14 protein-coding genes and 1 other annotated feature are annotated in these 14,708 nt (G+C 37.0%); all 14 genes read right to left on the bottom strand.

Annotated elements, in window-relative coordinates; genetic code table 11:
* Positions 1 to 48: 48 nt before the first annotated feature.
* The 14 genes from pgsA to cshA all read right to left on the bottom strand — a co-directional run bounded on the left by pgsA (position 49) and on the right by cshA (position 14,708).
* Complete coding sequence (gene pgsA, locus C5L23_RS01945; RefSeq protein WP_010008749.1) at positions 49 to 630, bottom strand: CDP-diacylglycerol--glycerol-3-phosphate 3-phosphatidyltransferase; 582 nt, start codon at positions 628 to 630, stop codon at positions 49 to 51.
* A gap of 13 nt (positions 631 to 643) precedes the next feature.
* Positions 644 to 1,534, bottom strand: coding sequence for a RodZ domain-containing protein (locus tag C5L23_RS01940; RefSeq protein ID WP_010008751.1), 891 nt, complete (start codon positions 1,532 to 1,534; stop codon positions 644 to 646).
* Positions 1,535 to 1,555: 21 nt separating this feature from the next.
* The gene (gene yfmH, locus C5L23_RS01935; protein WP_133264203.1) at positions 1,556 to 2,830 is read right to left on the bottom strand and encodes an EF-P 5-aminopentanol modification-associated protein YfmH; all 1,275 of its coding nucleotides are present in this window, start codon (positions 2,828 to 2,830) and stop codon (positions 1,556 to 1,558) included.
* Between the two features lies 1 nt (position 2,831).
* Entirely contained in the window at positions 2,832 to 4,094 is a 1,263-nt protein-coding gene (gene yfmF, locus C5L23_RS01930; RefSeq protein ID WP_133264202.1) for an EF-P 5-aminopentanol modification-associated protein YfmF, read from the bottom strand.
* Positions 4,091 to 5,545 (bottom strand): cardiolipin synthase, encoded by a 1,455-nt coding sequence (gene cls / locus C5L23_RS01925; protein WP_133264201.1) that lies wholly within the window; start codon positions 5,543 to 5,545, stop codon positions 4,091 to 4,093. The genes yfmF and cls overlap by 4 nt, the downstream gene beginning before the upstream one ends.
* Before the next feature lie 364 nt (positions 5,546 to 5,909).
* A complete protein-coding gene (locus C5L23_RS01920; RefSeq protein ID WP_133264200.1) occupies positions 5,910 to 6,761 on the bottom strand; it encodes an amino acid ABC transporter substrate-binding protein in 852 nt (283 codons plus the stop codon).
* Between the two features lie 17 nt (positions 6,762 to 6,778).
* Positions 6,779 to 7,417 carry an amino acid ABC transporter ATP-binding protein gene (locus tag C5L23_RS01915; protein ID WP_133264199.1) on the bottom strand — a complete coding sequence of 213 codons (639 nt, stop codon included), beginning with the start codon at positions 7,415 to 7,417 and terminating at the stop codon, positions 6,779 to 6,781.
* Between the two features lie 6 nt (positions 7,418 to 7,423).
* Positions 7,424 to 8,065, bottom strand: coding sequence for an amino acid ABC transporter permease (locus C5L23_RS01910; protein ID WP_010008755.1), 642 nt, complete (start codon positions 8,063 to 8,065; stop codon positions 7,424 to 7,426).
* Between the two features lie 174 nt (positions 8,066 to 8,239).
* Positions 8,240 to 8,465 (bottom strand) — a binding site (T-box leader).
* Positions 8,466 to 8,505: 40 nt separating this feature from the next.
* On the bottom strand, positions 8,506 to 9,033 hold the full coding sequence (gene mreD, locus C5L23_RS01905; RefSeq protein WP_010008756.1) for a rod shape-determining protein MreD: 528 nt from the start codon (positions 9,031 to 9,033) through the stop codon (positions 8,506 to 8,508).
* Positions 9,033 to 9,890, bottom strand: a complete 858-nt coding sequence (gene mreC, locus C5L23_RS01900) for a rod shape-determining protein MreC (protein ID WP_029508738.1) — start codon at positions 9,888 to 9,890, stop codon at positions 9,033 to 9,035. The genes mreD and mreC overlap by 1 nt, the downstream gene beginning before the upstream one ends.
* A gap of 84 nt (positions 9,891 to 9,974) precedes the next feature.
* Positions 9,975 to 10,982 carry a rod shape-determining protein gene (locus C5L23_RS01895; RefSeq protein WP_010008759.1) on the bottom strand — a complete coding sequence of 336 codons (1,008 nt, stop codon included), beginning with the start codon at positions 10,980 to 10,982 and terminating at the stop codon, positions 9,975 to 9,977.
* Between the two features lie 76 nt (positions 10,983 to 11,058).
* Positions 11,059 to 11,715: a JAB domain-containing protein gene (locus C5L23_RS01890; protein ID WP_010008761.1), complete on the bottom strand. Its 657-nt coding sequence runs from the start codon at positions 11,713 to 11,715 to the stop codon at positions 11,059 to 11,061.
* A 60-nt stretch (positions 11,716 to 11,775) separates the two neighbouring features.
* On the bottom strand, positions 11,776 to 12,987 hold the full coding sequence (locus tag C5L23_RS01885; RefSeq protein ID WP_010008763.1) for a bifunctional folylpolyglutamate synthase/dihydrofolate synthase: 1,212 nt from the start codon (positions 12,985 to 12,987) through the stop codon (positions 11,776 to 11,778).
* A 65-nt stretch (positions 12,988 to 13,052) separates the two neighbouring features.
* Entirely contained in the window at positions 13,053 to 14,708 is a 1,656-nt protein-coding gene (cshA, locus tag C5L23_RS01880; RefSeq protein ID WP_010008764.1) for a degradosome RNA helicase CshA, read from the bottom strand.

The raw sequence follows: 14,708 nt of genomic DNA, 5'->3' as shown, positions 1-14,708 counted from the left end.
TCGTCGACTCATGTCTATATTATTATACGAAAAAAGCGCTTATCGCGCTCATAGTCCATCAGCAAAAACATTACGATTTTGCCAAAAATAATCAATACCTGAATAAATAGTAAAAATAACTGCAATCCATAAGAGAATTTCTCCAATTGGAAAGTTGACAACTGAAAGTGGCCAATTATGCATATACAAAAAGAAAATCGCAAACATTTGTGAGAATGTCTTAATTTTACCTGGCATCTGAGCTGCTAACACTTTTCCGTTATTTTCAACAATAAGTGTACGTAAACCAGTAACCGCTAACTCTCTAATAACAATAACAACAGTCATCCACGTCGGTACAATACCGAAACTTGTTAAGAAAATCAAAGCTGTAATGACTAATAATTTGTCCGCTAATGGGTCCGCAAACTTTCCAAAATTCGTAACCAAATGTTGTCGTCTTGCAATTTGCCCATCCAAGAAATCAGTCAAAGAAGCGACTGCAAAAATAATAGCAGCCCACAGCCAGTTGGTTGGGACAGACGCACCCAACCAATGAAGTGTCGTCCACTCATAAGGCAAAGACAGTACTAAAATAAAGACTGGAATTAAAATCATTCTGAATATTGTTAATTTATTGGGTAAATTCATTCTTTTACAACCTTTAGTCCTTTAGATTAAATAATACATTCCAAAATATTGTCGTATTCCCCGAAATGGTCACAGATTTACCATCAACCGTTAATTTTGCATTTGCAACATTAGTGAACTGTACATTAAATGCCTTGGCACTACTTGGAATGGTTACTGTTTGTTCTTCGCCTGCAGTCAACGTCTGGTCAAGTAAGATTGTGCTATCATCTGTATTCACCTTAACTGCTGTTGCGCCGTTTTGGCCGACAATTTTAACACGATGCGTCTTATCTGCACCATTCTTAATACTATACGTCGTTGTTTGTAAAGCAGTATTAATTTGTGGTTTGCTTAAGCGAAGTTTAGATTGTGATTTTGATGTATTAGTACTACTCTGTTGCTTTTTGCTTGATGACGATGTAGTAGATGATTTTTTATCGACAGACGATGTTGTGACAGATACCTGATTATTATCTAAATTATCTGTCGTTCCACTCATATGTGTTGTCATAAACCAAATGACACCCAACGCAATCAACACCAAAATTATCCATAATATTTTGGCGATATGATGAGAAATTAAACTACCAACCGCCGAACTATTATGTTGATTTCGAGCACGCACAATATCATCCTTGTCACGATGCGCACGACTCAATGAACTCGTACGTGATATTGAAGCTGGCGCTTGATCACCCAATAATTCTTCGGGATGAATATCAACAGCAAGTGCATACTGTCTAATAAAAGCACGCACATAAAAATCACCAGGGAGCCTACTGAAATTGTCATTTTCAATCGCTTCCAAATAACGCAATTGAATTTTAGTCATTTTCTGAACATCGTCTAGTGTTAAGTTTTTTGATTGGCGCGCAGCCTTTAGCTGTTCACCAATATGTTTACTATTTAGTGATTCGCTCATATTCGTCCTATCATATCTATACTACTGCTGTTGTAGTATAAACCGTTGTAAATGTACTGTGCGGTACAATATCTCCGCACCTGTCAAAATATCTTCAAATGTTAAGTTTTGTATTAACATCACTTGATCAAATAAATTAATGCCAAATAAAACATCATCTCCACGTAATGCAATGCTTTCTAGCGAATTGAGTCTTTGTATACCCTCTCCTAATGTCGCGCGTCGTATTTGTTCAAAAGATTCGCGACTTTCTAGTAGCACTTCTTGATATTGATCAAGACGCTTTTGAATTGCCTCTGTTAACGCTACAATTTCAGTTGTTTCAGCTATAATACTAACAAACTGATATTCACGTATCAAGTCATAAGACACACTAAATTCAGTATCAATAATACCTTGACTATATAATGACTGGTACCAATCGGTCTGTTCACCAAATAGCATATCATTAACAATGTCAGCGACCTCAGACATTTTAGCGCCTGCCTTACCTTTAAGGATATCATGTTGTATGCGCAGACCAAAAGCAACTTTTGGCCGTACTACAGAAAATGATGCTGTCATGTTTTGTTCTCGAGGAGCATTAATCTCATTTGTTATTTTTTTAACATCTACTGATTCAATGACTTTTTGTGCTTGATTCTGATGAATTAATGCTAAAATTTCATCTGGATCAAAGCGCCCAACAATTTGTAAATGTAATTGAGATGGTTGATAAAAAGCACGATGAATTTGATATAGGAGTTCCGGTGTAATTAATGCAATAGATGCTTGCGTTCCAGCTATATCTGTCGCCAATGCCGTATCAGGATACATTAGGTTCAATAAACCCATGTAAACTTTCCAATTTGGATCATCAGCATACATTTGAATTTCTTGCCCTATAATCCCTTGTTCTTTAGCCACTGTTTGTTGTGTAAAATAAGGTGCCTGAACAAAATCTAGTAAGTATGACAACGCTGATGAAAAATTTTGAGACGTGGAGAATAAATAACTCGTTTGGTATGCATTCGTAAAAGCATTCGCATCTGCACCTAAAGCGCCAAATCCAGCAAAAGCATCGCCATCTTCTTTTTCAAACAATTTATGTTCTAAAAAATGTGCTGTCCCGGGCGGAATAATGATAGGTTCTTCATTATTAATTTGAAAAGCCATGTCTAATGCACCATACTCTGTTGTGATAACTGCAAAAGTTTTATGATAATTATTTTTTGGTACTAATGAAACACGTAAACCATTAGGTAATACATCTTCAATAACGTTTTCTTTTAATTGTGTATATTTTTTTGTTTTCATATTATCCCTCAGGTAAAAGTACAAATCGGTTTTGTAGTATTACTTCTTGTGATAATTGCTGGACCATTTGCGGTGTTACATTTTGCACATAATTAATCCATTGCTCGGCTGTTGTTTGTCGCCCTGTTAATAAGCGCGCAAAGTTCTTTTCAAGTTGATGAGCTGGTGAATCTTGCTGACTCAAGTAATCATTAATTGTACTTGCTTTAATTGCCTCTAGGACATCCAGATCGATGTTGCCGGCTTGTATATCTTGTAATTGTTGTTGAATCATCTCATCAGCACTTTGAACTTGTGCTTTATCTACACCAGCTAATACCGTCAAATAGCCAGTATCTTGTTGCCAGCTTGAAAAGATACTATAAGCTAATGACTGCTGTTCACGGACATTAGTAAAGAGTTTTGAAAGCGGTGATCCACCAAATAACGCATTTAAAATCAAAGCTGTAAATCGACGACTATCATTAGCTGGAATATTCAAATGATAGGCCAAGGTTAAAATAGATTGATTAATATCTGATTGTCCTTCTGACTTAGATATAACGGATTCTCTCAAATGTGGTTGATAAAATGGTTTAACAACTTTTGGTTTTCGAGAAACTAGCGGCCACTGACTCACTAATTCCAAAATATGCGATGCTTGAATATCTCCTAGCACAATAATACTTATTGTATCGGTCATCACCATTTTATGCCATGCTTCATATAATGAAGCAGCCGTAACTTGCGATACATCTGTCGCTCGCCCTAAGCTAGACAGCGTCATTTCTTCTTCAGCAAAAGTAATTTCTTTAAGTTGAGACATCGCATAACGCCGCTTATCATCACGAAGACTGGCCAATTCATTGCATAGACTTTGTTGTTCTTTAGCAAATATCTGTTGATCAAACTGGTTTTCACTTACTTTAGGGGAAAATATCATCTCTCCTAAGAAGTCAAATGCTGAAGCTAATAATTGTGTTTGTTCGCCGATATAGCTCGGTGCGGGTAATTGTAAGTCAAAACGCACATGATGCGTCTGACCAAACCGCATAACATCTGTTTGATACCGCGCCCCATACAAATCAATTAATTTTTGTGCAACATCTTGTTGGTTTGGATAAGCTTTCGCACTTGCTGATTGTACATAAGATAATAATGCACGTTCACTAATATTTTGTGTCGCGAGTTGTGCTGTAAAATCTACTGATATGTTTAAAGTTTTAAATTGTGTGGTGGGTATCACAACTAAGTTAACACCATCGGATAATTGTATTTTTTTCATAGAATTGGGGAGAATAACCTACTAAATTTTTGTTTGAATTTCATCCAAATTGACTGTTGATCAAAGTAATCTTGCGTCAATTGTAAGGACTGTGCGACATCTTCATTAAACTGTAATTCCAATTGGGTTGCTAGTTGACGATCATAGATAAATGCATTAGCTTCAAAGTTCAGTGAGAACGACCGAATATCCATATTAGCTGAACCGACGGTTGCTACCTCATTATCAATGATGACAACCTTACTATGCAAAAAGCCACCTTCATATTGGTATACTTCTGCGCCCCAATTAATCAATTCTTTAGCATAGTATTGGGTAGCACGATAAACAAAAGGATGATCTGGTTTGTTTGGAATCATTAATCTAACTTTAACACCTGACATTAAAGCAATTTCTAAAGTCTCTAATATTGGCGAATCAGGTATAAAGTACGGTGTTTGGATAATAATTTCTTGCTTAGCAGAAGCAAACATTCGCATGAAACCTTGCTTAATTTGATTCACTTGACTGTCTGGTCCACTGGTAACAATTTGTACCATTGATTTACCTGGTAATTCGATATTTTCAGGAAAATATTGCGCAGTATCAATTAATAGTTCATTAGCTTCTGCTGTTGCATTCCAATCCATTAAAAATCGGCTCTGCATCGACAACACAGCATCCCCATCCATTCTCAAATGCGTATCGCGCCAGTTACCAAATTTAGTGAATTCGCCAAGATACTGATCGCCAACATTGAAACCACCAATATAACCGATTTTGCCATCAATAATCGCAATTTTACGATGAATTCTAAAATTAAATCTTAGTGCTAATAATTGAAAACGACGCATCAAAAAAGGGATAGCAATTCCCCCTGCGCGACGTAACGGGCGATATAATCTGTCGTGCCGGCCATGAGAACCAAACTGATCATAAATAATACGAACTTCGACACCTTCGCGTGCTTTTTGTGTTAATAACTGAATTAACTTTTGACCAATATTATCATCAAAAATTGTGAAATATTCCAAATGAATATGGTGTTTGGCTTTTTGGATATCTGCTAAAAGCGCGTCAAATTTTTCTTGACCTGTTTGAAAAATTTGAATGTCATTGCCTCGCGTTAGCATAGCATTATTAGTTTTTAAAAAGAGATTAACTAATTCAGTAGCCGTAATTGGAATAGGCAATAACTTCTCTGCTTTTAACAAAACACGACGTTGATTATTGGCAATTTGTTCCAGTCCACGCTGTTCTTGCGTTCTTAATCGAAAAATTTTTTTGTTCGATATTCGACTACCCGCAAAGTAAAAAATAACAAATCCTAGTACTGGCAACAGTAACAAGACTAATAACCAAGCCCAAATTGTTGCAATATCTCTTTTCTCACTAAAAACAGTTAAAATTGCACCAATAACGTTAATTAATAAAATGCCGACAATAATTATAATAACGGTTTCTGCTAGCATTTTGTTAAACTCCTATCTGGTGATTTACTGTTATACAATAATACCAGTCTACCAGTTTTTAGCATGGAATACAGCAAAAAAAAATGCATTAATATGGGAAATACATCCTATTATTTAAATAGCTTACGCGATTTATTTTGCATAGCATCAAGTGGGTCATTTAGCCCCATGGATAGCATTTAAAGTTTAGATAAGCATGCGCATATCATATTATCCTCATCGCTTATTTAACTATCGTATCTGCTCATAATTTTTGGGTCAATCATTTATTTTCGAACTTTCAAAATCATATGATGACAAATAAAAATAACCTTAGAAAGCTTATCATTCAACTTTCCAAGATTATTTTAACGCACCAACATGCTTACTGTGCTTTACCAAACCATTTTTTCTCTAACTGTGCCATACGGCCATCTTTTTTAAATGCAGCTAGTTGTTCATTAACCTTCTGACGTAATTGCTTATCTGACTTACGGAAACCAACACCGTTTTTATCGACAGGGAAGCCACCGGTTGTAATTGTATAATTATCTGGATTAGATTGGTGTGCGACATAATATCGTGCGTAAACTTCATCAATCAGCAAACCATCAATACGTCCCGCATTCAAGTCATTAAATGCTTTGTCAAAAGTATCATATCCGACAGCCTTTTGATTTTTAATATAATCTCTTAAAACCTTAGGTTGTGCATTGAGTACTTCATCACCACTCGAAGCAGTTTGGTTACCCAAAACCTTATCTTTCATATCAGAAAAACTATTGATATTGTTTTTCTTCAAAGTAACAAGGAGCTGGGTATTATTGTAGTAAGGATTTGAAAAGGCAACCTTCTTTTTTCTTGCATCAGTGATAGTATAACCATTCCAAATGGCATCAATGTTACCGTTATTTAATTCAGTTTCTTTCATTGACCAATCAATTTGCTGCCACTTAACCTTAACACCTAATTCCTTAAAGACTGCATTCGCTAAATCAACATCAAAGCCAACTAACTTACCTTTATTATTTCTAAAGCCCATAGGTACAAATGTATCATCTAAACCAATAGTGATTTGCTTGTCTGATTTAATTCGGTTCCAACTATCACTTTGCTTTTGAGATTCTGTTGTTGTACTTTTATTATCTGATTTTGTAAAACTGTAAACACCAAAAGCAATCAATATAATAACGATTAAACCAATAATACTGTTAACCAATGTTTTTTTATTTTTCATTATCTCTTCTCCCTAGATTAACGCTCAACTTCTGTCGCAAAATCAAAGACACGGTCCGAAATCATTTTGGCAAAAGGCTCATCGTGTGTAATCACCAATTGCGTCACATTCTTCTTTTTGAGATCTTTAATGATCTCAGCAACTTGATAGGTCGATTGCTCATCCAAACCACTTGTTGGTTCATCATAAGCTAATATTTGAGGTTGCATGGCTAATGCACGTGCGATTGCAACACGTTGCTTTTGCCCACCTGATAATTGATACGGAAATAATTTTTCCTTATCTGACAATCCTAAAGAATGTAGCAATTCTCTAGCTAATTTTTTGGCTTGATCTTTCGCCATTTTCTGTACAGTGATTGGTGCTAACATCACATTATCCAATACTGTGTAGTTTGGAAAAAGGTTGAAATCTTGGAAGATCAAACCAATGTCAGCAGTATTTCGTTCCTCGCTAACACTCACTGCTTTGTTGTCCAAAAACATTTCACCAGCATTGGCTGTCTCTAGGCCAGCTACAATTTTGAGAAGCGTTGTTTTACCAATACCTGATGGCCCAACAATACTCAATACTTCACCATCAGGAACTGTTAAATTCAAATTCTTGAAAATCATATTTGTGTCATATTGTTTCGTTAAATTTTTCAGTTCTAACATTTCTTCTTACCTCCAAATGTTTAAACGCTTTTCACTATTGCGCAAAACCAAAGTCACAATCGCTGTCATTAACAAGTAAAGCAAACCAACAAGTAAATACGGAACCAATGTCACGTCACGGCTGGCAGCAATATTTCCTGCACGCAGGATATCTCCCAAACCAATAACATAAACTAATGAAGTGTCTTTAACTAAGTTAATCACTTCATTTCCAACAGATGGTACGACAATTTTGATGACTTGTGGCAAAATGATTTTGAAGAATGTTTGAATTTTATTAAATCCTAATACCTTAGCAGCATCATATTGGCCCTTGGGTACTGACTGAAGACCCCCACGGAATATTTCAGCCAAATATGCTGCGTAGTTAATGATAAAAGCGATAACGGCCGCTTCGAATCTCGGAAAAGAAATACCCATCATACCTAAACCATAATAGATGAAGATAAGTTGTAGTAATAATGGCGTACCACGCATAATCCAAATATAACCATTTAACAGCCATCGAATTGTAAAAAATTCTGAACGCAAACCCAATGAAACGAGAATGCCTAAAGGAATTGACCCAATTAAAGTGACAAAGAAAACACCCAGGGTTGATTGTAAGCCATTTAACAGACTTGGTAATATTTCTAAAAGATAGGCCATAATAATATACTCCATTTCAATCTAATTGTATTAAAAAATCCTCTTACAGTTTAAAAAACCATAAGAGGACGCCGTTGCGTGTTCCCACCCCAATTTATACTTCACTCACATAAAGTATCTCATACAGTCTCATGTTATTATGAAACAAAAAACGCCATCCTGATGCGTTAACATCAAGAGGGCGTTCGAACGCGGTTCCACCTCTTTAAGCAACACCATATCACTATGATGAACTCAATAAGTCTAAGACTGTGTGCTATAACGGGCACCAGCCGATGTAATCTACTTCATTCAATCACACACTCACAGATGTGGTTCGTTCTTATCTAGTACTTATTTTCACCAATCATAAGCTCTCTAATAACAAGATAAGAATTACTCTTCTGTTCAACGATTTTTAATATACTCTTATTCTACTAAAATTTTATAACTTGTCAACATTAATTTAAAACTTGGAAAAAAGACCATGTCGGATAATAGAAAATTGCGCCTATAAAAACATTCAATATAACGGTTGGCACAAGCTGATAAATTAAGAAATTAAGCAATGAAATATTAGCAATACCAATAATAAAGCCTGCAAAATAGGTGATGATTAAATAAACAACGATACCGATTAACAATAGTAATAGACCCGCTATAATTCTCTCATCTAACCAATAGTGTAACTGTTTCATTATTAACGTACCCAATAGAAACGCAATAATATATGTCCCAAAGATACCGGTATAATAAGCATCAAACATCACACCAATCAATAATACATACCACCAAAATGGGATGTCTTGATAAACTTTAAATTGAATACCAAAAAATAACCAAACAAATGTTAGCATTGGTAAAATATGGAATGGGAAGTGCGTAAAATAACCACCTAGGGCAGACATTAGCGTACCATCTAGGAAGAATAAAATTAACAGGATAACCGGATAAACAAATTTCAAACGTGTAAATTGCCAGAACGCCATTAATTGTCCCCCATTTTGGATACTGCAACCATAACCGTTGTAATATTACCCAAATCTGCAGCTGGTTCAATATAAATTTTCTTAGTTAAACCATAATCATCTTTAGCAACACTGGCAACTTTTCCAACAAATAAGCCACTCGGAATCACACCACCTAAACCAGATGTTTGGATGAGATCACCCTTTTTTATTTTATTATCGGAGGTAACTTGGCCCATAATTAATTGATTCTTTTCACGATTAAAGCTTGTTACGATACCATTAACATCGCCATCATCACCTTTAACCGTGATAGCAAACCGGTTCGCTGAATCGCTTGTATCAGAAATCAATGCGACTTTTGCATTAGTTGTGTTGACTTCACTAATACGACCAATAATACCAGATCCTGCTAAAACAGGCATTCCTTTCTTAAGACCAGAATTAGTACCTTTATCAATGACTAACTGCGATTGCCATGTTGTTGGTGAGCGACTAATAGTTACCGCTGACACTGTTTGATAATCAGTTAAAGTTGCTTTTAACTTTAATTGTTGCTTTAATGATTTATTTTCTTCTTCAACAGTTTGTAGTCTCACCTTATCTTGAGCAAACTGATCCACTTCCGATTTTAGTTTTTTATTTTCTTCAAATGTTGATAATAAATTACCAATACTATTAGCTGATCTGCCAATCGCATTTGTGGGTGCAGCTAATATACGACTTGCTCCACCGGCCAAATCATTGCTAAACCTCTGTAGAAAAGGTGGCGTATTAGTTCGTTTTGCAAACCAATTAGATCCTGTTATCAAACCTACAACCACAAGAAATACAACCATGGCTACAACTACACTGCGTGATGAGAATATTCGCCGCATTATTTGCCCCTTTATCTAAAATAATTCATTCCCTATAAAAATAAAAGCGTAGCGCAAGCGCCACGCTAGTGAAAATACAAAATATTAATTCTGACGCATGACGTCAATAGACTTTAAAGCTTCACCGGTACCAATTGCTACTGCATCTAAAGGTTCATTGGCGATTAAGACAGCAACTTTGGTTGCCTCTTGTATCACACGATCCAAATCTCTTAACAATGCACCACCACCAGTTAAGACCATACCATGATCAATAACATCGGCAGCTAGCTCTGGTTGTGTTGCTTCCAACGTCTCTCGGATAGCTGCCACAATTTCTTGTACTGGCTCTTGAATGGCCACTGCAACATCTTCAGCTGTAACGTCAATTGTTTTGGGTAAACCAGTTAGTAAATCACGGCCACGAACAGATGCACTAGATAATGTTCTTGCCATTTCCAATGAAGCTGCTCCAATTTCTATTTTTAACCGTTCAGCCGTTGGTTCCCCGATGGTAACATTATATTTATTGCGTACAAAGTTAGCAATTGCTTCATCTAACTTATCACCAGCAATACGAATTGATCGACTGGATACAATACCGCCTAATGAAATAGTCGCAACATCCGTTGTACCACCACCCATGTCTACTACCATTGATCCAGTAGGATCCATCACGGGTAGTCCTGCACCAACAGCAGCAGCAAAAGGCTCTTCAATAACATAAGCATCACGTGCACCAGCAACACGCGCAGCATCAATAACGGCACGACGTTCAACTGCCGTAACACCGGATGGTACGCCAACCGTAACATACGGTTTACCAATACGACCACCCAATGCTTTTTGTAAATAATAACGAATCATTGCGACCGTTGTATCATAATCCGCAATGACACCATCTCGCATAGGTCGAATTGCCGCAATACTAGCAGGTGTCCGTCCAAGCATCTCTTTGGCCTCTGTTCCAACCGCAACGACCTCATTAGTCTGTGTGTTACGTGCTACAACAGAAGGTTCACGTAGTACGATCCCACGACCTTCAATATATACATATGTATTTGCTGTTCCTAAGTCGATACCAACGTTTCGTTGTCCAAATGAAAATGCCACGATATTTGCCCTCTTTTGTCCTTAACTTATAGTATTGTAGCATATTTTAGTACATCATTTGTACATTTTTACACGATTAATGTGTGGGTATGACATCCGCAATTTTAAGCTGTTGATTCTCAGACATACTCCAGTAACCATCACAACTCACAATAAAAGAATCAAACATATGTATATCCATTTGCTGACCCAACGTCACTAACTTTTGACTAAATTGAATGTCAGCCTTGGAAGGTTTTAGATTCCCACTGGGATGATTATGAACAATCATAAAGCCATAAGCATTTGTCCGTAGTAATCTTTGAAATATTTCACGTGGCGAGGCCTGAACGTGAGTCAATGTACCGACAAATACAACTTCCCAATTAATAATATTTAATTGGGCATCCAATGCTGCGAGACATAATTGTTCTTGTTTCAGATTACCAAGCTGTTGCTGACAGAATTCGCCCATTTCTACTGAATGTCGCGCATTCAGTAACTTTGGCCGAGATGCTTTGGCTACACACTTACCAATTTCAATGCCGACTAATAACGCGCGATTATAATTGGGATAATGTGAAATAAAATCTTGAATATCATCATAACTCATATCTTTTAAATCACAGGGACTCGGAAAATAATGCTTAAATTGATTAAGCGCAGTTGTTGTGTCAGGATGACGCAATAAATTATAAAAATTTTCAATCTGTTGAAGTATTGTTTCTGATTGTACAGTCGATTCACTTATCATTATTCACCTCTAAGCTATGATACGAGAGATATGAATAAACTCATGATGAATATGTTGTTATCATTTTAATGATTTTCGAACTTCACTAACAAAATACAAAGACCCAGTTAAAGCAACTACCTCATCATGACCGACGTGTTGATAGGCTGTTTGCCAACTATCAAAAAATATAAGGCGCTTATTTTGCTGATGTTGAACTAATGTTTCTTGAATATCTAAACCATGCCGCCCATTAGGCCCTACAAAAGGTACTAATATCAACCTAAAATTAGTATGGCTTAAAATATTCGTAAATGTATCAGCTACATTTTTATCAGCCAGACTACCAATAATTAATGTTATTTTTTGATTTGGAAATTGATATCTGAGCGATAATACAAGTTGCTCGATTCCTTGAGCGTTATGTGCCCCATCCAATATTGTTATTGGTGCCTGCTTTACGATTTCATATCGTGCTGGAATCGTTACCATATCCAACCCACGTCTAATTATCGCATCATCAATTGTTGCATCATATGCACGGACAGCAGCAACTGCAGTTGCTGTGTTCATATGCTGAAATTCTCCGGGTAAAGTTGCATCAAATTCATTTATTTTACCAGAAATAGGTGGCTGATCGGAAACTTCAGAGATGACTTGTTGTGCTGCTTCTGGTAGTTTTCCAATAACAACCCGCATACCATTATGAATAATACCAGCCTTTTGCTGCGCAATCTTGGGAATTGTATCACCCAACATTTTCATATGGTCAAAACCAATACTCGTGATTACTGCCACTTTAGCTTGTGATAAAACATTAGTTGAATCGTACTTACCACCAATACCAACTTCAACGACAAGCGCATCCAATGATTGTCGAGAAAAATAAGTTAGAGCAATTACGGTTAAGACTTCAAATTCCACCGAAATATCCGGATACAGTTTTTCATCTACTTGTTTTAAAACATTGGCAACATCCTCTGTGACTTGTCTCAAATCTTCTGGCTCAATAAATTGATTATTAATTTGAATGCGTTCTCTAAAATCAATAATGAACGGCGATACGAATAACCCAACTCGTTTATTTTGTGCGGCTAAAATATAACTACACATTGTAGATACAGAACCTTTACCATTCGTTCCTGCAACATGAATAGCTGGTGGTAACTTTTCATTAGGATTTCCTAAGGCCTTTAACAAAGTATACATTCGCTCTAGTGAAACTTTATGTCCAGTATTCGGACGACTATGTATAAATGAAATCGCATCATCAACTGTTTTAAAGTGAACCATGATTTTACTCCTAAAATAAAAACCATCCATTAATTGGATGGTTAAATTCATTATACAGTAAGTGCTTAGTCTTTATCACGAATTGTAAATTCACGATTCGCTGAGCGACCTTGACGAGATGCTGAACGACCATCACGACGACGGTAGTCACCAAAACGACGATCACCATTATTGCTACTACCACGACGATCGCGGTCACGATCACCACCATCACGACGACGATCACGATCGCCACCATTACTACGGCGGTCACGATCGCCACCATTACTACGGCGGTCACGATCGCCACCATTACTACGGCGGTCACGACCACCACCATTACGTGATGAATTGCGACGATTACCACCGCCACGGCCATCACGTTGGCGACTATTGCCACCACGGCCATTGCCACGACGACGTGGTAATGGGCGTTCGCGTGTAATTTCAACAGGTGTATTTTGCTTTTCCAAATCCGCAACACTTGAAAGCAATGCTGCTGCTAATTGCTCTGCTGAATACTTTTCAGTCAGTGCATTCACTTGGTCTTGAATTTCTGATACATCAGTTGATTGAATTAACTTAGCTACTTCTCCAGCCGCATTGTTAATTTTACCTACTCGAGCTTGTTGCAATGTCGCAGGCTCTAACGGTGTCATGCGCTTTTTAGTCAAATTTTCAACGGCACGCAAGTAATCCATTTCATTTGGTGCTACAAATGTAACAGACACACCTTCGGCCCCCGCACGACCAGTACGGCCAATACGGTGAACATAACTTTCAGGATCTTGTGGAATATCAAAGTTATAAACATGAGAGACATCTTTCACGTCTAATCCACGTGCTGCAACGTCAGTAGCAACCAAAATATTAATTTCATGTGACTTGAATTGTGCCAAGACACGTGAACGCATTTGTTGTGTCAAATCTCCATGCAAACCTGCTGCATGATAACCACGCGCTTCTAGTCCACGCGCTAATTCTTCAACACGACGCTTTGTACGACCAAACACAATGGCCAACTTGGGTGCTTGAACATCGAAGATACGTGTCATTGTATCAAACTTTTCATTCTCTCGTACACGTACGAAATATTGATCAACCAAATCTGTTGTTAATTCTTTCGCTTCAATTTGGATATGCTCAGGATTCGTCATGAACTTAACACCAATGAGCTTGATTGCAGGCGGCATAGTTGCAGAGAATAGCAATGTTTGACGTGTTGCGGGTGTCTTTTCGATAATTGCTTCAATATCATCCAAGAATCCCATGTTTAACATTTCATCAGCTTCATCCAAAACTAAAGTGTTAACGTGATCTAATTTAACTGTTTTACGATTAGTATGGTCAAGCAAACGGCCTGGTGTTCCAACTAAAATTTGTGGATGTGACTTCAAATTTTGAATTTGACGGCGAATATCAGCACCACCAAAGACAACTTGAACATCCACATGCTTATCACGGCCTAACTTTTTCAATTCATCAGCTGTTTGAATGGCTAATTCACGAGTAGGTGAAACAATTAACGCTTGAATATTTTTATTATTCAAATCAATATGTTCCAAAATAGGCAAACCAAACGCCGCTGTCTTACCCGTTCCTGTTTGAGCCTGTCCGATAACATCTTTACCAACCAATGTTAATGGAATTGTCTTTTCTTGAATAGGCGTTGCTTCAACATAGCCATGTTCAGCGATTGATTGTAGTAATTCTTGAGATAGACCTAATTCGTTAAATTTCAA

The sequence above is a fragment of the Leuconostoc fallax genome (assembly GCF_004354645.1).
Lineage (GTDB): Bacteria > Bacillota > Bacilli > Lactobacillales > Lactobacillaceae > Leuconostoc_B > Leuconostoc_B fallax.
Note: the sequence above shows the minus strand (reverse complement) of the source record. Positions and strands in the feature narration are given on the sequence as shown.